This is a genomic window from Janthinobacterium sp. BJB426 (genome assembly GCF_002735705.1).
Classification (GTDB): Bacteria; Pseudomonadota; Gammaproteobacteria; order Burkholderiales; family Burkholderiaceae_D; genus Janthinobacterium.
In genome coordinates this window covers 156,417-176,127 of sequence record NZ_PDZL01000003.1, presented here as the reverse complement: position 1 = coordinate 176,127, position 19,711 = coordinate 156,417, and the positions used below count along the sequence as shown (strand labels likewise).

Annotated in this window: 21 protein-coding genes; 9 read left to right on the top strand and 12 right to left on the bottom strand. The window is 64.3% G+C overall.

Annotation, left to right across the window (positions count from 1 at the left end):
- Positions 1-3 precede the first annotated feature (3 nt).
- From CSQ93_RS06320 to CSQ93_RS06270, 11 genes are all read right to left on the bottom strand, one after another.
- Complete coding sequence (locus CSQ93_RS06320; RefSeq protein WP_099377290.1) at positions 4-855, bottom strand: aldo/keto reductase; 852 nt, start codon at positions 853-855, stop codon at positions 4-6.
- A gap of 92 nt (positions 856-947) precedes the next feature.
- A complete protein-coding gene (locus tag CSQ93_RS06315; RefSeq protein WP_099377289.1) occupies positions 948-2,147 on the bottom strand; it encodes a PepSY-associated TM helix domain-containing protein in 1,200 nt (399 codons plus the stop codon).
- Positions 2,147-4,624: a TonB-dependent siderophore receptor gene (locus CSQ93_RS06310; RefSeq protein WP_099377288.1), complete on the bottom strand. Its 2,478-nt coding sequence runs from the start codon at positions 4,622-4,624 to the stop codon at positions 2,147-2,149. Before CSQ93_RS06310 ends, CSQ93_RS06315 begins: the two co-directional genes overlap by 1 nt.
- Before the next feature lie 92 nt (positions 4,625-4,716).
- The gene (locus tag CSQ93_RS06305; protein ID WP_099377287.1) at positions 4,717-5,703 is read right to left on the bottom strand and encodes a FecR domain-containing protein; all 987 of its coding nucleotides are present in this window, start codon (positions 5,701-5,703) and stop codon (positions 4,717-4,719) included.
- On the bottom strand, positions 5,700-6,209 hold the full coding sequence (locus CSQ93_RS06300; protein WP_099377286.1) for a sigma-70 family RNA polymerase sigma factor: 510 nt from the start codon (positions 6,207-6,209) through the stop codon (positions 5,700-5,702). Before CSQ93_RS06300 ends, CSQ93_RS06305 begins: the two co-directional genes overlap by 4 nt.
- 129 nt (positions 6,210-6,338) lie before the next feature.
- Positions 6,339-7,457: a HupE/UreJ family protein gene (locus CSQ93_RS06295; protein WP_099377285.1), complete on the bottom strand. Its 1,119-nt coding sequence runs from the start codon at positions 7,455-7,457 to the stop codon at positions 6,339-6,341.
- Positions 7,454-8,665, bottom strand: coding sequence for a tetratricopeptide repeat protein (locus CSQ93_RS06290; protein ID WP_099377284.1), 1,212 nt, complete (start codon positions 8,663-8,665; stop codon positions 7,454-7,456). The genes CSQ93_RS06295 and CSQ93_RS06290 overlap by 4 nt, the downstream gene beginning before the upstream one ends.
- 70 nt (positions 8,666-8,735) lie before the next feature.
- Positions 8,736-8,987 (bottom strand): hypothetical protein, encoded by a 252-nt coding sequence (locus tag CSQ93_RS06285; RefSeq protein WP_099377283.1) that lies wholly within the window; start codon positions 8,985-8,987, stop codon positions 8,736-8,738.
- Positions 8,988-9,000: 13 nt separating this feature from the next.
- Positions 9,001-10,512: a DUF4331 domain-containing protein gene (locus tag CSQ93_RS06280; RefSeq protein ID WP_099377282.1), complete on the bottom strand. Its 1,512-nt coding sequence runs from the start codon at positions 10,510-10,512 to the stop codon at positions 9,001-9,003.
- 119 nt (positions 10,513-10,631) lie between these two features.
- The gene (locus tag CSQ93_RS06275) at positions 10,632-11,279 is read right to left on the bottom strand and encodes an NrsF family protein (protein ID WP_099377281.1); all 648 of its coding nucleotides are present in this window, start codon (positions 11,277-11,279) and stop codon (positions 10,632-10,634) included.
- Positions 11,276-11,866, bottom strand: a complete 591-nt coding sequence (locus tag CSQ93_RS06270) for a sigma-70 family RNA polymerase sigma factor (RefSeq protein ID WP_099377280.1) — start codon at positions 11,864-11,866, stop codon at positions 11,276-11,278. Before CSQ93_RS06270 ends, CSQ93_RS06275 begins: the two co-directional genes overlap by 4 nt.
- 144 nt (positions 11,867-12,010) lie before the next feature.
- Between CSQ93_RS06270 and CSQ93_RS06265 the strand changes: the two genes are divergently transcribed.
- From CSQ93_RS06265 to CSQ93_RS06225, 9 genes are all read left to right on the top strand, one after another.
- Entirely contained in the window at positions 12,011-12,817 is an 807-nt protein-coding gene (locus tag CSQ93_RS06265) for a DUF1223 domain-containing protein (protein ID WP_233516073.1), read from the top strand.
- Positions 12,817-13,422 carry a cytochrome b/b6 domain-containing protein gene (locus tag CSQ93_RS06260; RefSeq protein ID WP_099377278.1) on the top strand — a complete coding sequence of 202 codons (606 nt, stop codon included), beginning with the start codon at positions 12,817-12,819 and terminating at the stop codon, positions 13,420-13,422. Before CSQ93_RS06265 ends, CSQ93_RS06260 begins: the two co-directional genes overlap by 1 nt.
- A 4-nt stretch (positions 13,423-13,426) precedes the next feature.
- A complete protein-coding gene (locus CSQ93_RS06255; protein ID WP_099377277.1) occupies positions 13,427-14,203 on the top strand; it encodes a molybdopterin-dependent oxidoreductase in 777 nt (258 codons plus the stop codon).
- Positions 14,204-14,374: 171 nt separating this feature from the next.
- A complete protein-coding gene (locus CSQ93_RS06250) occupies positions 14,375-14,656 on the top strand; it encodes a pentapeptide MXKDX repeat protein (RefSeq protein WP_099377276.1) in 282 nt (93 codons plus the stop codon).
- A gap of 46 nt (positions 14,657-14,702) precedes the next feature.
- Positions 14,703-15,425: an energy transducer TonB gene (locus tag CSQ93_RS06245; protein ID WP_158301146.1), complete on the top strand. Its 723-nt coding sequence runs from the start codon at positions 14,703-14,705 to the stop codon at positions 15,423-15,425.
- 38 nt (positions 15,426-15,463) lie between these two features.
- Entirely contained in the window at positions 15,464-16,684 is a 1,221-nt protein-coding gene (locus CSQ93_RS06240; protein ID WP_099377274.1) for an MFS transporter, read from the top strand.
- 20 nt (positions 16,685-16,704) lie between these two features.
- Entirely contained in the window at positions 16,705-17,088 is a 384-nt protein-coding gene (locus CSQ93_RS06235; RefSeq protein ID WP_158301145.1) for a DUF5071 domain-containing protein, read from the top strand.
- Positions 17,089-17,227: 139 nt separating this feature from the next.
- A complete protein-coding gene (locus tag CSQ93_RS06230; RefSeq protein WP_233516072.1) occupies positions 17,228-18,100 on the top strand; it encodes a hypothetical protein in 873 nt (290 codons plus the stop codon).
- A gap of 147 nt (positions 18,101-18,247) precedes the next feature.
- Positions 18,248-18,925, top strand: coding sequence for a CatA-like O-acetyltransferase (locus tag CSQ93_RS06225; protein WP_233516071.1), 678 nt, complete (start codon positions 18,248-18,250; stop codon positions 18,923-18,925).
- Here CSQ93_RS06225 and CSQ93_RS06220 read toward each other — a convergent pair.
- Complete coding sequence (locus CSQ93_RS06220) at positions 18,922-19,683, bottom strand: AraC family transcriptional regulator (RefSeq protein ID WP_099377272.1); 762 nt, start codon at positions 19,681-19,683, stop codon at positions 18,922-18,924. The two genes, CSQ93_RS06225 and CSQ93_RS06220, sit on opposite strands and share 4 nt — an antisense overlap.
- Positions 19,684-19,711 lie beyond the last annotated feature (28 nt).

The window sequence follows — 19,711 nt, the reverse complement described above, 5'->3', positions numbered from 1 at the left end:
CCCTTAAATATCAAGCTTGCGTTCGGCCATCCACTGGACAATGGCCGGGTCGCGGTGCGAAAAGAAGCTGCTGGTAGCCGTCTCCAGGGTGGCCATGGCGGCCATGTCCGCTTCATCGAGGTCGAAATCGTCGATGGCCAGGTTTTCCGCCATGCGCTCGCGGCGCACGGTCTTGGCCAGCACGGCGATGCCCCGGTGCGTGAGCCAGCGCAAGACGACCTGGCCCACGGACTTGCCATGTCTGGCGGCGATGCCCAGCAGCAACTCATTGTGGAAAAGGTTGTTGCGGCCCTCGGCGAATGGCGCCCACGCTTGCGGCTGCACGCCGTGCTCGAGCATGAAAGCCACGCTGTCGGCTTGCTGGTGAAAAGGGTTGATTTCGATCTGGTTGACTGCGGGCGCGATGTCGTTGAAGGCGATGATGTCCATCAGTCGGTCAGGCTGGAAATTGCTCACGCCGATGGCGCGCAACTTGCCGCCGCGATATGCGTCCTGCATGGCGCGCCAGGAGCCGTGGACGTCGCCAAACGGCTGGTGGATCAGGAATAAATCCAGATAATCGAGCTGCAAGCGTTGCAGCGACTGGTCGATGGCGTCGCGCGTGCGTTCGTAGCCCGTGTCCTGCACCCACAGTTTGCTGGTGACAAACAGTTCCGCGCGCGCCACGCCGCCATGCTTGATACCCTGGCCGACGGCTGCCTCGTTCATGTAGGAAGCGGCCGTGTCGATCAGGCGGTAGCCGGAAGCGATGGCGTCGATCACGCTGCGCTCGCATTCGGCCGGATCGGGAATCTGGAAGACGCCGTAGCCGGCGACGGGCATGCTGATGCCGTTATTCAGGGTGACGTGGTTCATGGCTAGCTCCTTCAATCATTGACAGGGGCTACTTTACGGCCTAAGCCATTCGTTGATAAGCCGCTGGAATCGGCATGCTCTTATTAGCTGTACTAATGAATAAGCGCCCTGGCCTTGGCTTGCCCCTGACGCTTGCGGCGCCAGATCAGCACGCCCGTCACGCTCAGGCCCGTCACCAGCATGCCCATGGCGCAGATGAACAGTTTAAAAGGCCAGCCCCACATCGAGGCCATGTGCAGGGCGCTGATCCAGCTGCGGATGGTGTCGCCGCTGGCTGCGCCCGTGGGCAGCCAGGCGGCCAGCTGCCGGCCGCTGGCTGCATCGAAAAAGACAGTGGTGAGGCCCTTGTGGGCGCGCACATCGCGGCTGCTGCGCACGTTGTAGCTGTACACGCCCAGCGCGCGCTCATACGCCAGCGCGTTTTCCTCGATGATGCTGAAAGCGTGCCGGCGCGCCAGTTCGCCCATCAACAGGCGGCCCTGCGCGCGGGAGGCCGGCCAGTCCAGCTGCGGCCCCGGCGACGGCGTGTGCCGCGCGACGATTTCCTCGGCACCCTGGTGGGCAAACAGCGGATGCATCACGGCCGCATAGGCGCCGTACAGATTGAAGGCGACGCCGCTCCAGGCAAACACCAGCAGCATGGCCCACAGCCACAGGCCGCCCGCGCGGTGCAGGTCGAACACCAGTTTATAGCTGCCGCCGTTGCGGCGCAGCAGCCACGATGGCCGCCAGCGCAGCAGCCACGGTTTCATGCCCGGTGCGCGTTTTTTCAGGCGCGCGGGGAAGGTCAGGGCGGCGCCGATGAAGCAATCGAGCGTCCACACGATGGCGACCAGGCCGAACACCAGCAAGCCCGTGTCGCCCAGCGCCAGCGCGTAATGCAGGCGCTCGATGAAGGGCAGCAGGTTGATGGCGCCCTGGCTGATGGCGCCCCAGCGACGCTGGCCCAGTATCGCGCCCGTATAGGGATCGACGAACACTTCGTCGCTGGCCAGCGGTGATTCGTCGCCCGGGCGCAGGTAAAACACCATGCTGCGGCCTGGCGGTGCGGACAGCGGCGCGTAGCTCACCTGTGCCCGGGGAAAGCGCGCCGCGATCGTCTCGCGCAGCAGCAGGGCGTCGAGCGGCATCGCGCCCGGCGTGGGCGGCGCCACGCGGAAGACGGCGGGCAGCATGGCCGCCTCCAGTTCATCCTTCCACGCGAGCGCGCTGCCCGTGACGCCAGCGACGATGAGGAAGCCGGCCATCAGCAGGCCGGCATAGCGGTGCATGGCCGCCAAGACAGGGCGCATCAGAACCTGTACATCGCGCTGACGTTGGCCGTGCGTTCTGCATTGCGGTAGCACAGGTTGGGCAGGTAACCGCAGTCATACAGGGTCTGCTTGTTCAGCACATTGTTCACGTTGAGGGCGAACTGCCACGGCCCGCGCGACACGCCCAGCGCCGCATCCCATTGCGTCAGGCCGCCATTGCGGATGTTCAGGTTCTCGCCATCGGAGTTCGAGCGCATGGCGCCAAGAAAACGCATGCCCAGTGCCGCGTACGCGGGCAAGGCCGTGCCCAGGTTGAACGACTGGCGCGCCCACGCCGAGGCGCTGTGGCGCGGCGCGCCCGCTTGCTGCAAGCCCAGGTCGCCGTTATTGCTCTTTGTGACTTCCGTATCGAGGTAGGTGTATTGCGCGATCAGGCTCAGACGGCTGGCGAACTCCGTGCGCGCTTCCAGTTCCACGCCGCGCGAGCCGACTTTGCCCGTTTGCTGAAGGCGGCCCGGGTTGCCGATGTCGGAGGTGGTGACGTTGTCACGCACCAGGTCGAACACGGCGGCCGTGTAGCTGGCGCGCTGGCCCACGGGTTCGTAGCGCACGCCCGCTTCGAACTGCTTGCCGCGCGACGGTTTCAAGGCGTCGCCGTTGGCCGTGATGCCCAGCTCGGGCGAGAACGAGGTGGCGTAGCTGACATACGGCGCCCAGCCGCCATCGAACAGGTAGACGGCGCCCACGCGGCCCGTGGTGGCCGATGGCGACTGGTGGAAGTCGGGCTTGACGGTGCCGCTATGGAGGTCGGTGACGTCGCGCGATTGCGTCGCCTTGTCGCGGCGCAGGCCCGCCGTGACGACCCAGCGGTCCCATTTCATTTGATCCTGCGCATACAGGCCCAGCTGGCGCGACGGCGCTTCAGCGCGTGTCGGCGCCTTGGCCGGAACCAGGGGCTGCTTGCCATACGCGGGCAGGTACAGGTCAATCGGCTCGATAAAACCCTTCTGGTGGCGGTAGTCGTCCGTGTTGCGGATATTCGCGTAGTCGACGCCCAGCAGCACTTGGTGCGCCAGGCCGCCCGTGGCAAAGCGCGCCTGCAGCTGCGTATCGGCGAACAGGCTTTTCGATGCCGTATCGACGGGCATGAAGTAGCGCTCCACCGTGCCATCGTCATTCAGGCCCAGGGGGAACATGTCCGTGCGGTCGTTCTTCAGGCGCGTGTAGCGCAGATTCTGGCGCAGCGACCAGGTATCGTTGAACGTGTGTTCGAACTCGTAGCCCAGCATGGTGTTGCGGCGCTTGAAGCGGTTATCGTCGCCCATCAGGTTCACGCTCGGATCGACCTGGCCGCGCGGACCCGGTTGCAGCAGCTGGTTGGGAAACGCGTATTGCTGGTTGTCCTGCTCGTAGCGGGCCAGCAGGGTCAGACGCGTGGCGGGGCCTGCCTGCCACGTCAGCGAGGGGGCGAAGTACAGGCGGTTGTCGCGGTCGCGGTCCAGCCGCGTATGGGCTTCGCGGCTCAGCATGACGACCCGGTAAGTCCAGGCGCCCGGCGCGTCGATGGTGCCGCCCACGTCGGCTTTCAGCTGGCGGCGCTGGTAGCTGCCGTACTCGAGCCCCACTTCGCGCACGGCGTCCGCGCTGGGACGCTTGCTGACGGCGTTGACCATGCCGCCCGGCGGAATCTGCCCGTACAGCACGGACGCGGGGCCGCGCAGCACTTCCAGGCGTTCCAGTCCGTATGGTTCGATCGAGGCGCCAAAGGTGCGGCCCGAATTGCGCAAGCCATCCTGCAGAATCCCGTTCGTCTCGATGGTGAAACCGCGCAGCAGCGAGGAATCGTCGCTGCCCAGCGGGCGCTGGTTCGGCGTCACGCCAGCCGTGTAGCGCAGGGTTTCGTCGAGCGATTCGGCATTGCGGTCGCTGATTTCATCGGCCGTGACGACGGACACGGATTGCGGGTTTTCATTCAGCGCCGTATCCGTCTTGGTGGCCGAGCCGGCGCGCCGCGCCACGTAGCCGCGCACGGGGCCCGTCGCCGTTTCGCGTTCAGCCGTGGCATTGATGGTGATGGCGGGCAGGGTGGCGCTGGCCTGCGCCGGTGCCGCCTGTGCGCCTGCCAGTGCAGGTGCAATCTCCGCCCGCAGCGCATACGCGCCGTTGGCGTCCGCCACCACGCGCACGCCATGGCCGCGCAGCAGTTCCTCGAAACCCTGGCGCACCGTGTAGCTGCCCGCCAGGCCGCCGCTGCGCTTGCCCTGCAACAGGGCCGCATCGGCCGACAGTTCCACGCCAGCCGCGCTGGCGAACGTGGTCAGGGCCCGCTCCAGCGATCCGGCGGGGATCGCGTAGGGGCGCTTGGCTTGCGTAGTGTCGACCATCTGGGCGTGGGCGGCGGAGGCCGTGACGGCCAGGGTGCCGACGGCGGCGCCAGCCAGGAACAGGGCCTGGATGGCGGCAGCGAGGGGAAACGGACGCAGTTTGTGCGCGGGTGCGGTCAGGCGAGGGGGCATGGTGCAAATCCTTGGAAAGTGGCAGGAAAAAATCGGTTCTTCCCGTATTCCGAACGAAAAGCCAAAACCCTCAACTTTTTTTCACTTATTTTTCAGGCGGTGGGGCGCGGCCCCACGCTGACCCAGTAGCGCGTGCGGTAGCGCAGTTGCACGGGCAGGCTGGCGGCCAGGTTGGCCAGCGAGCGGTCCGTGTCGCGCAGCGAATACACGCCTGTCACGCGCAGGCCGGCGATGGAATCGTCGCAGCGCAGCACGCCGTGGCGGTAGCGCCCCAGTTCGGCCAGCAGCTCGCCCAGGGGCATGCGCTCGGCCACCAGGCTGCCATCGGCCCAGGCGGCGGCGCTGTTTTCGACGTTCGTTACGTCTTGCACGTCCAGGCGCGTATAGCCGGCTTGCTGGCCCGCCTGCAGGCGCAGGGAGAGTGCATCATCCCGTACCGGCTGCAGGGCGACTGCGCCCTGGAACACGGCGACACGGCTCTCGCCATCATCGAGGCGCACACTGAAGCGCGTGCCCAGCGCCGTGGCCGTGCCTTGCGGCGTTGCCACCAGCAGCGGGCGGTAGACGGGCGCTGCTTCATGCGCGCTGGTGACGAGGATGGCGCCGGCGCGCAGCACGATGCGCCGTTCGCCAGCGCTGTATGCCACGTCTATGGCGCTGGCCGTGTCGAGCACCACTTGCGTGCCGTCGGCCAGCATGATGGCGCGCGTCTCGCCAACGATCGTGCGGTAGTCACTGGCGGCGCGCTGCCACAAGCCCGTTTCGTGCGCCAGCAGGGCCGTGCCGCCGCCCGCCGCGATCAGGCCCAGCAGCTGCAAGGCGCGCCGGCGGCCGATGGCATGGCGCGGTGCTGGTGTCAGGGCGCCGCGCGCCACTTCGCGTGGCAGGGCATCGAATTGCTGGGCGAAGCGCTGCAGCCGGGCCCAGGCCCGTTCGTGCTCGGGGTGGGCGGCGCGCCAGACGGCGCAGGCGTCGGCATCGGCCGCGCTGGCGTCTTCCGCCCACAGCCGTGCCATCCACTCGGCGGCGCGCTGCAGCACGGCGGGGGCGATGGGGGCGCTGTCCAGCTGGGAACTCATGCGCATTGCGCCGCGCAGCAGGCCAGCAAGGCGCGGGCGATGTATTTTTCCACGGACGAGACGGAAACGTCGAGGCGCGCGGCGATGTCGGCGTAGGTTAGGCCTTCCAGCTTGCACAGCAAAAAGGCGTCGCGTACTTTATGCGGCAGGCTGGCGAGGATGGCGTCGATTTCCATCAGCGCCTCGACGATCAGCGCGCGCATTTCCGGCGTGGGCGCGGCCGCTTCCGGCTGCGCGGCGATGGCTTCCGCGTAGGCTGACTCGATATGCCGGCGGCGGAACAGGTCCACCACCAGGCCGTTGGCGATCTGCGCCAGGTGCTGGCGCGATTCGTCGGGTTCGGGCGCGCGGCCGCGCGAGATGATGCGCAGATACGTGTCGTGCGCCAGGTCGGCCGCATCGAAGGCGTTGCCCAGCTTGCGGCGCAGCCAGCCCTGCAGCCAGCCATGGTGGTCGCTATAGAGCACTTCGATTTGCCGGTGCAGTTCCAGTTCGGGGCGTAGCATGCAACCTTTCCATGCCACGGTCCACAGGACAGACAGGCCTTGATGCGATTGAGAATTGTTCGTATTGTAGCCCGATTGCCGGGACTTGTGGCCCGGCAGTGGCGGGCCAGCAACGCTATTCTCCAGCCGCTACGCCGAAATCAGCTTGATATCAGCCACCCGCTCCACCAGCCACACGCACGCCACCAGCGCGATGGCCAGCGAGCCGACGGTCAGCACTTGCCGGTACAGCCAGGTCTTGCGCAGCAGCCAGGCGAGGGGCAGGAACGCGGCGACGATGGCCAGCTGGCCCAGTTCCACGCCCAGGTTAAAGCCCAGCAGGCTGGCCAGCAATGAACCCTGCGGCAAGCCCAGGTCGCGCAGCACGCTGGCAAAGCCGAAACCGTGGATCAGGCCAAACGCGAAGGCGGCTACGGGCCGTTTTCCCCGGAACAGCGGCAGCAGGTTGTTCAGCGCCGCCAGGATCACGGAAGCGGCGATGGCCGACTCCACCCAGCGCGAGGGCAGGGAGACGAGAGACAGGCTGGCCAGGCTCAAGGTGATGGAATGGGCAAGTGTAAAAGCCGTGACGACTTTCAACACGTCATAGAACGCCGCCTTCAAGCCGCGCTGCTGCTCGCGCAGCCCAGGCAGCAGCACGGCCGGCAGCAGCAGGGACAGCAGGAACAAAATATGGTCGTAGCCGATCCAGATATGCCAGATGCCGTGCTTCACGTAGGCACCGAACTGCGCCAGGCGGTCGGGCGCGGCCAGGGAAATCGTCTGGCGCGGGCTGTCCGGGTCGAAGATGGCCGTTTGCGTGGCGCCGCCACTATTGATCTTGAACAAGCCCTTGTGCTGAGGATCGAGGTCGGCGAACAGGGTATAGCCGATGGTCAGACTGGCCGGGGCGGCGCCGGGGCAGCTGGCCTGGAAGCGCAGCACGCTGTAGGCGCCGTCCGTATGGTGGTCGATCAGCTGCTCGACGGCTTGCAAAGGGCAGACGCCCTGGTCGCTGGCCACCTGCAGGCGCTGCAAGGCGTAGGCGGCGATGGCGTCGTGGCGCGCGCGGATTTCATCCCACGTCAGTGCGCCGTCGCCATTGCCATCGAGGCCGATGGCGAAATCGAGATCGCGCAGGGCGATATCCCATTGCCCCTCGATCTGCTGGCCGTGCACGGCCAGGCTCACATAACTGTCGCTGGGCTTGTGGGCTTGCGCGGGGGCCAGCCAGGCGCACAGCAGCAGGATGAACAGGCAGCGTTTCATAGCGCACCCGCTTTCTTCGCGCTACTGAGTTTCTGCCCATCCTGCGGCCCCAGTTGCCTGACGAGCCGTTGCAGGGCCACGTCTTCCACGCCGTTGGCGGCGATCCAGGCCAGCACGGCTTGCGCCGCCCCGTAATTGCGCGCGGCCAGCGCTGCTTCCAGCAAGATGCGCATGTCGGGCACTTCCTTCTGGATGACCCAGTTCTTCTGCGCCAGTTGCAGGGCCGCCGGCACATCCTGTTGCACAAACAGGGCGAAACGGGCTTGCTCGCGTTGGTGCACGGTATCGCCGCGCTGCATGGCGGCGTTGAAGCGGGCCGCCAGTTCCGCTTTCGCCGCCAGGAAGGCTGGCGGCTGGCCGGGCAGCGCTTGCAGGGCCAGCGCGTAGCGCAGCAGCAGGGCATCGATGCGCTGCTGCTCTTTCAGCAGTTTGACGACTTCCTGCGGGCGCTGGCGGTCGAGCAGGAAGTCCGCGTACGCACCCAGCAGATAGCTGTCGCGCGGCTGCTGCGCCAGCGCCCTGGTGTAGCGCGCTTCGGCCAGCGCTGATTCTCCGCGCCGCGTGGCCATTTCCGCCAGCAGGGTTGCGGCCCAGCTATCGAGTTCGGGCGCCGAGCCGGCGCTTCTTTGCAAGGTCAGGTCCAGCAAACGCTCGCTGCTGGCGGCGCGGCCCGTGACGCTGGCGATATTGGCAAGGCAGGTGACGGTGACCAGTTGCGTTGTCAAGGCCGACAGGCGGGCGCAGGCCGCTGTCGCCTGGGTGTAGTCGCCCTGCACGGTGAGCACGGTGGCGCGCGTCAGCCAGGCCTGGGCGTTTTGCGGCTGCTGCGCGATGACGGCATCGAGATCATGCAGCGCGGGGCCGAAATGATGGGTGCTTTGCAGGATGGTGGCGCGCAGCAGGCGCACGGGGACGGGCGGCGCCGCTTGCCGCCACCAGGGCGCCAGCGCCGCTTGCGCATAGCCCAGGTAGCGCGGGTCCGTTTCGCTGCGGGCCAGGGTGATGTAGCGCTGCGCCAGATTGCTCGCCAGCGCCAGGTCTTGCGGCGTCGTATCGAGTTGCTGGCGCAGGCCGCGCAGGGCCAGCTGCGTGGCGTCCGCGCGGCGCGGCAGCTGTTCGATGACGGCGCTGCCGTCTTTCGGCGTGTAGGGCGCCGCCAGTGCCAGCACGGGCAGGCAGGCGCACAGCAGGGAAATCGGTGTTTTCATCGTGGACGCCATCGACGGTGGAGTAGGGCAGCAAGGGCGCCGGGGATATCCTCCCGGCGCCCGCGGAGGCTTACAGGGGCAAAGGCTCCGTATTTTCCGGAGACGTCGCCATGATGGCGTCGATGCCCACGCCGTCCTTGTCATCGCTGGTGGTCAGAATGACGTTGCTGACGGCCACATAGAAGGCGTCGAGCAGGACCACGGGCGGTGGATTGACGCCACCGTTGCCATTATCGCCGCCGTGGCTGCTGCTACCGCCGCCACCGCAGCCAGCCAGCAGGGCCGTGAGCGCCAGGGCGCCGCATATATAGAGCTTTTTCATCGCGTTCTCCTGGTTACAGCTGCGGCGAACCGGCCACGGGATTTTTCAGATAGGGGAAACCTGCCGTGAACGACGTTTCGTCGAGGAAGGCGCCGTCCGTGAAGTGCAGGGCGCCGGCGGGTGCGTCGGCCGGGGCGCAGCCGATGTTCAGGGTGCACAGCTTGCCCATGGCCACGCGCAGCACCACGTCGACCACGTCGTCGCCGGGGCGGCGGCCGTTCGGGAAGCCCGCGTTATCGCCGCCGATGACGCCGAGGCGGTTCTGTGCGCCCACATTGGTGGCGGCGATCGAGGTGTTCAGGCGCAGCATTTCGGACGCCGTCACGGTGACGGGCTGGTTCACGCCCTTGATGCCCGTTAAAAATGTGGCGACCAGGTCGTTGCGGGGGAAGTTGGTGGGCGCCTTGGCGCCTGCCGAGCCGAACAGCACTTCCACCAGCGCCGGCGCCGTCGGGTTGGTGACGTAGTCGGCAAATTGCGCATCGCCCGAAGGCTTGCTGGCGTTGAAGCGGTCCTTGTCCTTCAGGCCGATGACCAGTTCATTCACCAGCGGCATGCCCAGGCGCGACACTTGCACCCACGCGCCGCCTTCCTTCGAGGCCGTGGTGGACGTGCCCGGCGCCGGGTTCAGCAGGCGGCCCTGGCGCAGGCTGGCCGTGGTCCAGCCGCCGATGACGGGGTCGGCGCCCGCCGTCAGGCAAGTGGTCGGCACTTCCATTTCGATGGCCGTGACGTTTTTCCGTGCCAGGTCATCCTTGGCAGCGGACTCCGCATTCGCGGCAAATTCCGTGGCAGGCGCCTTGATGTTGATCAAGTCGAATGTTTCGCCCAGGTTCACGACGAACGGGTCCTTGCGCTGGCCGACGAACATGCGCGCGGGCGTGGCGCAGCCGGGAATGTTGACGGCGTACACATGCTGCGCGGCATACGCGGCATAGTTGGGGATGGCCTTGTTGCCGATATTGTCGACGGGCTTGTCGAAGGTCGTGCCGCCGCCGCTGGCGTTGGTCACGCTGCTGCGCGTACCCGTGCGGCGGTCGCCCCGCACCACCGTCACGCTGTAGGTTTCGCGCACGTTCAGGCCGGCCGGGTTGACGGAATCAATGGCGCCGCCGTTGATGACGAGCGGAATCGAGACTTTCTTGCCGCCCACGGTGAACTGGCCATCCTTGATGGTGTTGGTGAAGCGGAACTGGAAGGTGAGGTCTTCCTTGCCGTCGCCGTTGTTGTCGATATGGATTTCGTACAGGGCGTTCGGGTCCATGGCGAAATAGTTCGGGCCGCCGTAAGCATCTTGCAGGGGAATATAGTCGGCTACCAGCGTGGTGTAGGCGCCGCGGCCCGCTTCATAGCTGCGGAACATATAGAAGTCGGTGGCGTCGACCTTGGGGTTTTGCGTGATGAACGGCGCTTCGCGGTGGCTGGAAGCGTAGGCGGCTGGCGCGATGGCCAAAGTGAAGGAAACGGCGAGAAGGTTGCCCAGGAGTGCGGCGCCCAGTGCGGTTTTCGAGTGTGACAATGACATTTCGATTCTCCCGATTTTTGTTAGCGTTGACAGACAAGTCCAAGAAACTGCAGGCTGCCTGACTTGTACGCACGGCGGGAGAAAACGGATTCAACTCTTCGGCAAGGGCCGCAAAAGCGTCACCAGACCAGCACTTTCGGCCCGATGGCCGCGCCGATGGCGGTTGGCACCAGCATGCCAAGTACGTACCAGAAACCGACGAAGCTGGCCGCAAGCTCGGGGCAGTGCAGGCAATACACGAGCGCGGCCATGCCGCCGGCGGCAAATCCTGCGGCCGAACCTGCCAGGCGCAAGCGCGTGGGCGCCAGCTGGCGCATCAGGCGCAGCACGGCGGCCAGGATGGGCAGCGACAGCAGGGCGATCAGCAAGGGGCAGCTGCGCCAGGTGGCGCCCCAGAACAGCTCGGCCCGTTGTTCGGGCGGCGCTTCCTGCACGATGATGGCGCCCAGCGCCCACATCAGCAGCAAGGGCATGGCGAGCAGCAGGGGCAGGGTGCGGGTAGCGGCGCCCGGCACGCACAGGCGGCGGCTGACATGCCAGGCCGCCAGGCAGATGCACACGACAAAGCCCACCTTGATCCAGAAATCGGGCAGCAGGGCCAGCTGTTCCAAATTGGGCCGCACGCCCAGCAGCATGGCCATCAGCGCCACGCTGGCCAGCAGCCCGGCACCCAAAGTGGACGCGGCGCGCCAGCGGGCGCCCGGGGGCGGCGCGGCGGCCACGTCGGGGCCGCTGGCCAGCATGGCGATCAAATCATCGGTTTTCATGGTGCGCTTCCTTCTATTCGTAAATTGGCTGCCAGTGTCTTCAAGCCGCGATGCACGGCCACCTTGACGCTGGCTTCCGAAATCTGCATGGCGGCGGCCGTGTCGCGCACGGACCAGCCGTCGAGCTTGGTATGCACGATGGCGTCGCGCTGCTGCGCCGGCAACGTGGCCAGCAGCTTGCCCAGGTCGCGGCTGGCTTCGGCCGCCTCGGCATCGGCGCTGGAAAATAGTTCTTGCGCGCTATCTTCTTCGTCATACGGCAAGTGCTGCGCCTCGCGCCGCCCATGCCGGCGCAGCCAGTCGATCAATTTATAGCGCGCGATCGCATGAATCCACGACGTCAGCGGCACGCCCGTGTCATACGTCAGGCGCTGGTTGTGGATGGCCAGCAAACATTCCTGTACCAGGTCTTCCACCTCATCCGGCCAGCGCTGCAGGCGGCGCCGGAAAAACGCGCGCAAATGGCTGCTGCTTGCCTGCAAGAAACTGCGGTAGGCCGCCGCATCACCGTCGAGCCCGCGCAGCATCAAGCCATGCAGCCGCAATTCCGTGCCATGCAACTGCTCGCTTACAGGTATTCGTTGCATGCAGGCCTTTGGTGACAGGCGTTTAAAAAAATAAATTCAAAAATAATTGCGGGGGGCTGTAACCAATCCGGCCATCGCGGCGAATTGACAGGCAAGCACGTTTCTTAATTCACGTTTCTTATTTCAATATACCGGGTAAAGACCATGGACATCAAGCACCGCCTTGCAACACTGCTTTTACCCGTCCTGAGCGTGGCGATGGTCGCCCCGGCCATGGCGCAGATGGCGGCCGGCCAGCGCTGCGCCGTGCAAAGCGGGCCGCAGACGGCGGCGCTGGTGGAACTGTACAGCAGCGAAGGCTGCTCCAGCTGCCCGCCCGCCGACCAGCGCCTGAACGCCTTGCGCAAGGAAGCGGGCGCGGCCAGCCTGATCGTGCCGCTGGCCTTGCACGTCACGTACTGGGACCAGATCGGCTGGACGGACCCGCTGGCGCAGACGCAATTCGATGCGCGCCAGGCCGAGCTGCTGCGCCACCAGCCGCGCCACGTGGCCTACACGCCGCAGTTTTTCGTCGGCGGCACGGAATTGCGCAGCTGGGATACGCAGTTGCCGGCCGCCATCCGCCGCATCAATGCGACCACCGCGCCCGTCGCTATTCGCCTGTCCGCCACGCCGGGGCCGGGTGGCAAGCTGTTGCTGGAAGCTGATGCCAGCGCGCCGGACGCACAGACGGGCGGCCAGTTGTATGTGGCCATCAGCGAAAGCGCCATCGTCTCGAAAGTGCTGCGCGGCGAAAACCGCGGCGCCACCCTGCATCACGATGCGGCCGTGCGCCTGTGGCTGGGGCCGGTTGCGCTGGCGCAAGGCCGTGCCCAGTTGCGCCGTGAAATCAATCTGCCCGCCAGCTGGCGCCCGGAACAGCTGCAAGTGGTCGCCTTCGTGCAGAGGGCCGACAGCAGCGCCATCCTGCAAGCCGTCAGCACGGCGCAATGCACGAAAGGAGTGTTGTGATGTCTACGCCGACTGTTTCCAACGCCGTGATCCACCCCGCCTGGCTGCGCCTGACGCACTGGCTCAATGCCGTGGCCGTCGTCGTGCTGGCCACCAGCGGCTGGCGCATCTATAACGCCGCGCCGTTTTTCCCCTTCGAGCTGCCGCGCGCGCTGACCCTGGGCGGCTGGCTCGGTGGCGCCCTGCAATGGCATTTCGCCGCCATGTGGCTGCTGGTGGCCAATGGCTTGCTGTATCTGATTATCAATATCGTCTCGGGACGGCTGCGGCGCCAGTTCTTTCCCCTCTCGCCGCGCCTGCTGCTGGCCGATTTTGTCGCCGCGCTGAAGGGCAAGCTGGCCCATGCTGACCCGCGCCATTACAACATGGTGCAGCGCGCCGCCTACCTGTTCGTCATGCTCGATTGCATCGTGCTGGTGCTGTCCGGCCTGGTGCTGTGGAAGTCCGTGCAATTTCCCCTCTTGCGCGAGCTGATGGGCGGCTACGAGAGAGCGCGCAGAGTCCACTTCATCGCCATGGCGTTGCTGACGGGCTTTGTCGGCGTGCACTTGCTGATGGTGGCGCTGGTGCCGCGCACCCTGGTCGCCATGCTGCGCGGCCGCTAAGGAGATGAACATGAAAAAAACCATCCTCGTGCCGGAGCATGGCCAGGCCATGCTGGCCGACGCCTTGCGCCAGATCAAGCAGCCGTCGCGCCGTTTGTTCCTGCAGCGCAGTTTGACCCTGGGTGGCCTGTCCTTGCTGACGGGATGCAATGTCAGCGATCCGTCCGCCATCGAAACAGCCTTGACGGCGGTATCGCGCATGAACGACCGGGTGCAGGGCTGGCTGTTCGACCCGAACAAACTGGCGCCTACGTATCCCGATTCCATGATCACGCGGCCGTTTCCCTTCAACGCCTATTACGGCGAGGATGAAGTGGAAGAGGTCGATGGCGACGCCTGGCGCCTGGAATTGAGCGGCTTGATCGCCGACAAGAAGCCGTGGACCTTGCCGCAACTGCGCGCCCTGCCGCAGGAAACGCAAGTGACGCGCCACATTTGCGTGGAAGGCTGGAGCGCGATCGGCAAGTGGGGCGGCGTGCCGTTTGCCCACTTCCTGCGGCGCGTGGGCGCCGACACGACGGCGAAATACATCGGCTTCAAGTGCGCCGACGATTATTTCACGAGCATCGACATGGCCACGGCCCTGCATCCGCAAACCATCATGGCCTTGACGTACGACGGCCAGGAATTGCCGCCCAAATATGGTTACCCCATGAAACTGCGCATGCCGACCAAGCTGGGCTACAAGAATCCCAAGCACATCCAGGCCATTTTCGTGACGAATACGTATCCGGGAGGGTACTGGGAGAACCAGGGCTACAACTGGTTCGGCGGTTCCTAGGAAGACCGGGGAGCTGGCCAGTGCGGCGTTGCATTGCCTTGTCGTACTAATCGTATTGCCCTGACCACCTCCCGGTCTTCCTGTTATTTAGCAGCAAGCAGCACCCGTAGCACAGCAACAGCTTTATCACCGGGCAATCTCGCCCATCCCACACTGAGACAAGGACTTATCATGAAAACCACGATCACCACCTTCGCCGCCATCCTCGCTTCCGCCATCTTCATGTCGGGCGCCGCGTTTGCCCAGGACGCCATGAAAAAAGATCCGATGGCCAAGGACGCCACGGCCGATGCCATGCACAAGGATGCGATGGACAAGGACGGCATGAAAAAGCCGATGGCCAAGAAACACATGAAGAAGGACCACATGGCCAAGGATGGCATGGCAAAGGATGGCATGAAGAAGGATGAAATGAAAAAGGATGGTATGGCCAAGGATGCGATGGCCAAATAAGCGGGCAAGCAAGGTTTTGCATGGGCAGGCGCGCCACCCGGCGAGGATGGTGCGCCTGCCGTCGTTTGGCCAGCGGTTTGCTGATGTTCATGGCAATTTGCTAAAATCGAAAACTTATTTAATAGCAATTGCTGGAGTAACGATGCCGATGCATGAAGCAAGCTTTCCATTACGCTGTGCTGCAGCGGTGCTGGCCATCCTGCCCGGGCTTGGCCAGGCGATGCCGGGCGCGACCTGTCCGCCGCAAGTGTATCCGCACGAGGCGCGCCTGTATAAACTGGAAGGTAAAACGACCATGCGCTTTTCCGTGGGGCAGGATGGCAAGGTGGCATCGGCATCCGTGGCACGCAGTTCGGGGTGGAAAGTGCTGGACGATGCGGCGCTGAGCAATGTGCGGCAGTGCGTGTTCCCTGCTGATAGAGCGGCCAAGGAAAATTTTAGTGTTCAATATGTATGGGACCTGGACGATGCCGAGCTCTTGCGTCCCTTGCTGGTGCCCGGCAGCTGCCAACCTTCCCAGCGCGTCCAGGGCTATAACAACCTCGACAAATCGGCCAGCAATGACAGCGGCGTAGTGCTGCGCATGTTTATCGGCAGTGAAGGAGCCCCTGCACGCATCGTGGCCGAAGCGCCAGGCCTGCCAGCGGAACAGGTCGAGGCGGCTGTTACCTATGTGCAGAGCTGTCGTTTTGCTATCGATCCTGAAGTTGGCGGCACGCGTAGCTGGAGCACGTATGGCAAGGTGATGCTGAGCCGCCAGGCCCTGTAGTAAGCTTGCACTCTCCACATTGTTTCCCCGCCGAAGTCATGACTGAGCCATCCGCCGCCGCTGTTGCCACCGTATCGACCTCCTCCGACAAATCGATCCGCCGCCGCTCGCTGTTCGCCGCCTGCAGCGCGCATGCCGTGCATGACGGCTTGACGGACGTGATCTATGTGCTGCTGCCCATCTGGCAGGCGCAGTTTGCCATCAGCTACGCCATGGTGGGGCTCTTGCGCGGTTCCTACTCGGGCATGATGGCCGGCTTCCAGCTGCTGGCCAGCCGCCTGGCGAAACGCTGGGGGCGCGAGCGCATGCTGGTGGGCGGCACGGCGCTGGCCGGCGTTGCCTACCTGGTCGCGGGGCAGGCGGGCGGCCTGGCCGTGCTGCTGTTCGCCCTGCTGCTGGGTGGCCTGGGCGCCAGCACCCAGCATCCGCTGGCCTCGTCCATCGTCACCGACACGCACGAGGCGGGCGGCGGCGTCAAGGAGGCGCTGTCGCACTATAACTTTGCCGGCGACATCGGCAAGACCCTGATTCCCGCGCTGGTGGGTTTGTTGTTAGTGGTGTGCAGCTGGCAAGCCAGCGTTTCGCTGCTGGGCTTGCTGGGTCTGGCTGCGGCCGGCTTGTTGTGGTGGCTGCTGCCGAAGCCGGGCGAGCTGCAGGCGGGTGCGAAAAAGGCCAGCAAGACCATCACCGGCAGTGGCGCGAAAGGCAGCTTTCGTGCGCTGCTGGCCACGGGCACCCTGGACAGCGCCGTGCGCATGGGTTTTCTCACCTTCCTGCCATTCTTGCTGAAAAGCAAGGGCGCGGGCACGGCCGGCATCGGCGTGGCCCTGTCCCTGCTGTTCGTGGGCGGTGCCTTCGGCAAGCTGCTGTGCGGCTACCTGGGCGCGCGCATCGGCATGATGAAGACCGTGTGGCTGACGGAATCGATGACCTCGTTGCTGATCGTGCTGGCCCTGTGGCTGCCGCTGGCCGGCATCATGGCCATGCTGCCCCTGCTGGGGCTGGCGCTCAATGGCACTTCGTCCGTGCTGTACGGCGTGGTGCCGGAACTGGCCGAGCCCGGCAAGCGCGAGCACGCGTTTGCCCTGTTTTACACGGGCAGCATCGGCGGCGGGGCGATGTCGCCCGTGCTGTTCGGCGCGCTGGGCGACCATACGAGCGTGAACACGGCCTTGCTGGCGCTGGCGGCCGTATTGCTGCTCACTTTACCGTTGGCATGGAAAGTGCAACGGGGCCTGGCGCACGGCGGCGCCACATGACACTACGCATACATCTGCCATTGCCGCGCGATAAGCACGATACGCAGAACGCGCAAGCCCTCATCGCCTTGCCATGGAACGACATTGCTCCAGCCATGCCGGAGATACTGGAATGGGTGCAAGATGCGAACTGGCCCGTGGCAGCCGTGCTCCTGCCGTATCTGGCCGGCATCGGTCCGCGCTTCGCTCCCTATATCAAAACGGTGCTGGCCAGTGGCGACGCACAGTGGAAGTATTTTGTGCTGCAGGGTATTGTGCGCCATTCACGGGAGCTGGCATTCGAATTAGGCGGGGAATTGAAACGCTGCGCTTATGCGCCAACAATCGAAGAACTGGAAGAAGGCGTGGCCGAGGCGGTCCGGGAAATCCTGCAATGCCAGTTAATCACCGTGCCCAGTCAATAATCAGGGTCATGATTGGAGCGCATCAGTATTGAATGTGCGTGCGTGTGGCCATTCCTGCAATAGATAGGCGACAATCCGGTCCGAATATTTGTCGGCATCCGGGTTTTGAAAACTCTCTATCATTTAACAGGAAGATTACATGGGCAATTTTAGTATCCCGCAAACCAATAAAGCACTCGCAGTGTATTTGCATGGCAAGACGGTGCCTATGCTCTTTGCGGTATTTGCGGTGATCCTGGCGGCAGTGGCGGGTTTCGTGCTGTACCTGAGCACGACCTTGCCGCAGAAGACACTCACCGATGCGCAAGCCATGACCTTGCGTAACGGCGCCAAGCTGGGCACGCACAGCAATTTGACGATTCTTTATGGCACGGCGGCCTTTCTATTGCTGATCGCACTGCTGGTGCTGGTCATGCGCGCGGTAATGCTCAAGCGGCGGAAGAGCCGTTTTGAATTGCATGAAGACGGTGTGGTGCATGAATTGGACGGTATTCGCAGCTACGCAGCCTTTGCCGATATCGAAGACCTGTATCTGTTCGCTGGCGGCTCCACCGCCATGACCGGCATGATTAATAACTTAGCCTATCGGACGGGTGCCGACCAGCCCTGGATATGGGCTACCGGAGAACTCAAGCGCTTTGACGAGTTCATGGACGAGTTTCGTTCCCGTTACCTGGAAGACCGCATGCCCGTCCTGAAGAAAAAACTCGCAGACGGCGAGCGCGTGAATTTCCGTTACATCAGCAGCGGCGACGTGTACAAGAAACGCTTGTTCGGCAATTTCCTGAATGTCAAGACACAGGAACTGGCATTATCGGCGCAGGGCTTGCATGTGGATGGCGTCACCTGGCCTGGCACCAGCCTGAAATGCATGAATCAGAATGACTGGACCGAGAAACTGACGATCAAGGATGCGGCAGGCAGCACGGTATTTTCATGCATCGGCACGGGTATTCTGAGTTTCGACCTGTTCGCCAATATGCTGGACGACGAGATTAATCAGGCCGGGTAAAAAATCCGGCGAAAGTATGCCTCCCGCTACAGGGAGGCTTGCGACCGGGCTATCCCGGTCGGCAGTCAGTTTCAGATAAAAAATGAAAACACATTGACTGTCGAATGACGAATATCAAAAAAACATTACATGCGCTCATGACGTGACTTGCCCGCCAGCACCGCCATCGTCTACACTCGCCGCATGAAAAATTTTGAAAAGCGGCGTGACCGCTATGATTTGTTCCGGGCGTTTGACAATCCCCTCGTCAACATCAACTTCCAGCTCGACGTGCCGGACTTCCGGCCGTATTGCAAGGCACGGCAGATTCCCGTGTTTCACTTTTTCCTGTTTTGCCTGCTCAATACGGTCAAGGAAATCGACAACTTCATGTACCGCATCTACCAGGGTGAAGTGATACGCATCGACGATTTCCCCGCCTCGTACACCGTCATCAACGGCGATGAGAACCTCAATTACACGCGCTTCCCGATGACGGACCAGCTCGATTTATTCATCGCACGCAGCCTGGACGCCAAGCGCCTCGCCGAAGCCAGCTCCGCGCTGATCAATACGGGTGACGGAGAGACCGAGCGCCAGCAGCGCAACAATATTTTCATCACCTGCCTGCCATGGCTGGAACTGGCGGCCATCGAGCACCCGATCTACCGCCACCGCGATGCCGATATCCCGACCTTTACCTGGGGCAAGTTCGGCCCCGCGCAGGACGATGGCCGCATGCGGGTGCCGTTTTCCGCGCAAGCCCACCATGGTTTTGTCGACGGCTACCATGTGCAGAAACTGGCGCAGGCGCTGGGCCAGCGCATCGCTGCCATCATTTCCTAGGTCGACAGATAATCGCTTGGCGCCTGGCCCAGCACGCGGCGGAAGGCGGCCGTGAAGGCGCTGGGACTGGCATAGCCGAGGTCGAGCGCGATCCTGGTGACGGCTTGCCCCTCGGCCAGGCGCGTGATGGCCGCCAGCAGGCACGCTTGCTGGCGCCACTGGGCAAAGGCCAGGCCCGTCTGGGCACGGAACTGCCGCGTAAAGGTGCGTCGGCTCATGCCCGCCTGCGCCGCCATTGTGTCCAGGCCGCTGTCCAGGCTCGGTTGCCGCAGCAATTCCATGCATAGCCGCGCCAGTCGGGGTTCCTGCGGCAGGGGCGCGTTCAGGGGCAGGGGCTGGGCGGCGGCAATCTCGTCGAGCAGCAAGGCCATCAGCCGTCCGGCGCGCGATTGTTCCGCATACAAGGCATCGACGGTCACGGCCTCGGCCAGCAGCTGGCGCAGCAACGGCGAAGCGTCCAGCACCTGACAGTGGGATGGCAATCCGGTCCCTGCGATGGCGGGCGCGTCGATAAAGACATTATGCATGGTCACGGCGCCATGCATGCGCATGCCGTGGATGAGCTGGGCCGGTACCCAGCAGGCGCGTTGCGGCGGCACCAGCCAGTTGCCTTGCGGCGTGTGCACGCTGATCACGCCGCGTGCTGCATACGCAAATTGCCCGCGCGCATGGCTGTGGCTGGGAAAGACAGCATCGGGCGCATGGTCGCGCGCCGTGGCGATCAAGGGACGCGGCACTTCCGTATAAAAATCATCCATGGCCCATACTCTACAGTATTTGACCTGG

Bases quoted from the DNA above. Each gene is read 5' to 3' on its own strand.
- CSQ93_RS06320 (WP_099377290.1), bottom strand. From the start codon at position 855: ATGAACCACGTCACCCTGAATAACGGCATCAGCATGCCCGTCGCCGGC.
- CSQ93_RS06315 (WP_099377289.1), bottom strand. From the start codon at position 2,147: ATGCGCCCTGTCTTGGCGGCCATGCACCGCTATGCCGGCCTGCTGATG.
- CSQ93_RS06310 (WP_099377288.1), bottom strand. From the start codon at position 4,624: ATGCCCCCTCGCCTGACCGCACCCGCGCACAAACTGCGTCCGTTTCCC.
- CSQ93_RS06305 (WP_099377287.1), bottom strand. From the start codon at position 5,703: ATGAGTTCCCAGCTGGACAGCGCCCCCATCGCCCCCGCCGTGCTGCAG.
- CSQ93_RS06300 (WP_099377286.1), bottom strand. From the start codon at position 6,209: ATGCTACGCCCCGAACTGGAACTGCACCGGCAAATCGAAGTGCTCTAT.
- CSQ93_RS06295 (WP_099377285.1), bottom strand. From the start codon at position 7,457: ATGAAACGCTGCCTGTTCATCCTGCTGCTGTGCGCCTGGCTGGCCCCC.
- CSQ93_RS06290 (WP_099377284.1), bottom strand. From the start codon at position 8,665: ATGAAAACACCGATTTCCCTGCTGTGCGCCTGCCTGCCCGTGCTGGCA.
- CSQ93_RS06285 (WP_099377283.1), bottom strand. From the start codon at position 8,987: ATGAAAAAGCTCTATATATGCGGCGCCCTGGCGCTCACGGCCCTGCTG.
- CSQ93_RS06280 (WP_099377282.1), bottom strand. From the start codon at position 10,512: ATGTCATTGTCACACTCGAAAACCGCACTGGGCGCCGCACTCCTGGGC.
- CSQ93_RS06275 (WP_099377281.1), bottom strand. From the start codon at position 11,279: ATGAAAACCGATGATTTGATCGCCATGCTGGCCAGCGGCCCCGACGTG.
- CSQ93_RS06270 (WP_099377280.1), bottom strand. From the start codon at position 11,866: ATGCAACGAATACCTGTAAGCGAGCAGTTGCATGGCACGGAATTGCGG.
- CSQ93_RS06265 (WP_233516073.1), top strand. From the start codon at position 12,011: ATGGACATCAAGCACCGCCTTGCAACACTGCTTTTACCCGTCCTGAGC.
- CSQ93_RS06260 (WP_099377278.1), top strand. From the start codon at position 12,817: ATGTCTACGCCGACTGTTTCCAACGCCGTGATCCACCCCGCCTGGCTG.
- CSQ93_RS06255 (WP_099377277.1), top strand. From the start codon at position 13,427: ATGAACATGAAAAAAACCATCCTCGTGCCGGAGCATGGCCAGGCCATG.
- CSQ93_RS06250 (WP_099377276.1), top strand. From the start codon at position 14,375: ATGAAAACCACGATCACCACCTTCGCCGCCATCCTCGCTTCCGCCATC.
- CSQ93_RS06245 (WP_158301146.1), top strand. From the start codon at position 14,703: ATGGTGCGCCTGCCGTCGTTTGGCCAGCGGTTTGCTGATGTTCATGGC.
- CSQ93_RS06240 (WP_099377274.1), top strand. From the start codon at position 15,464: ATGACTGAGCCATCCGCCGCCGCTGTTGCCACCGTATCGACCTCCTCC.
- CSQ93_RS06230 (WP_233516072.1), top strand. From the start codon at position 17,228: ATGGGCAATTTTAGTATCCCGCAAACCAATAAAGCACTCGCAGTGTAT.
- CSQ93_RS06220 (WP_099377272.1), bottom strand. From the start codon at position 19,683: ATGGATGATTTTTATACGGAAGTGCCGCGTCCCTTGATCGCCACGGCG.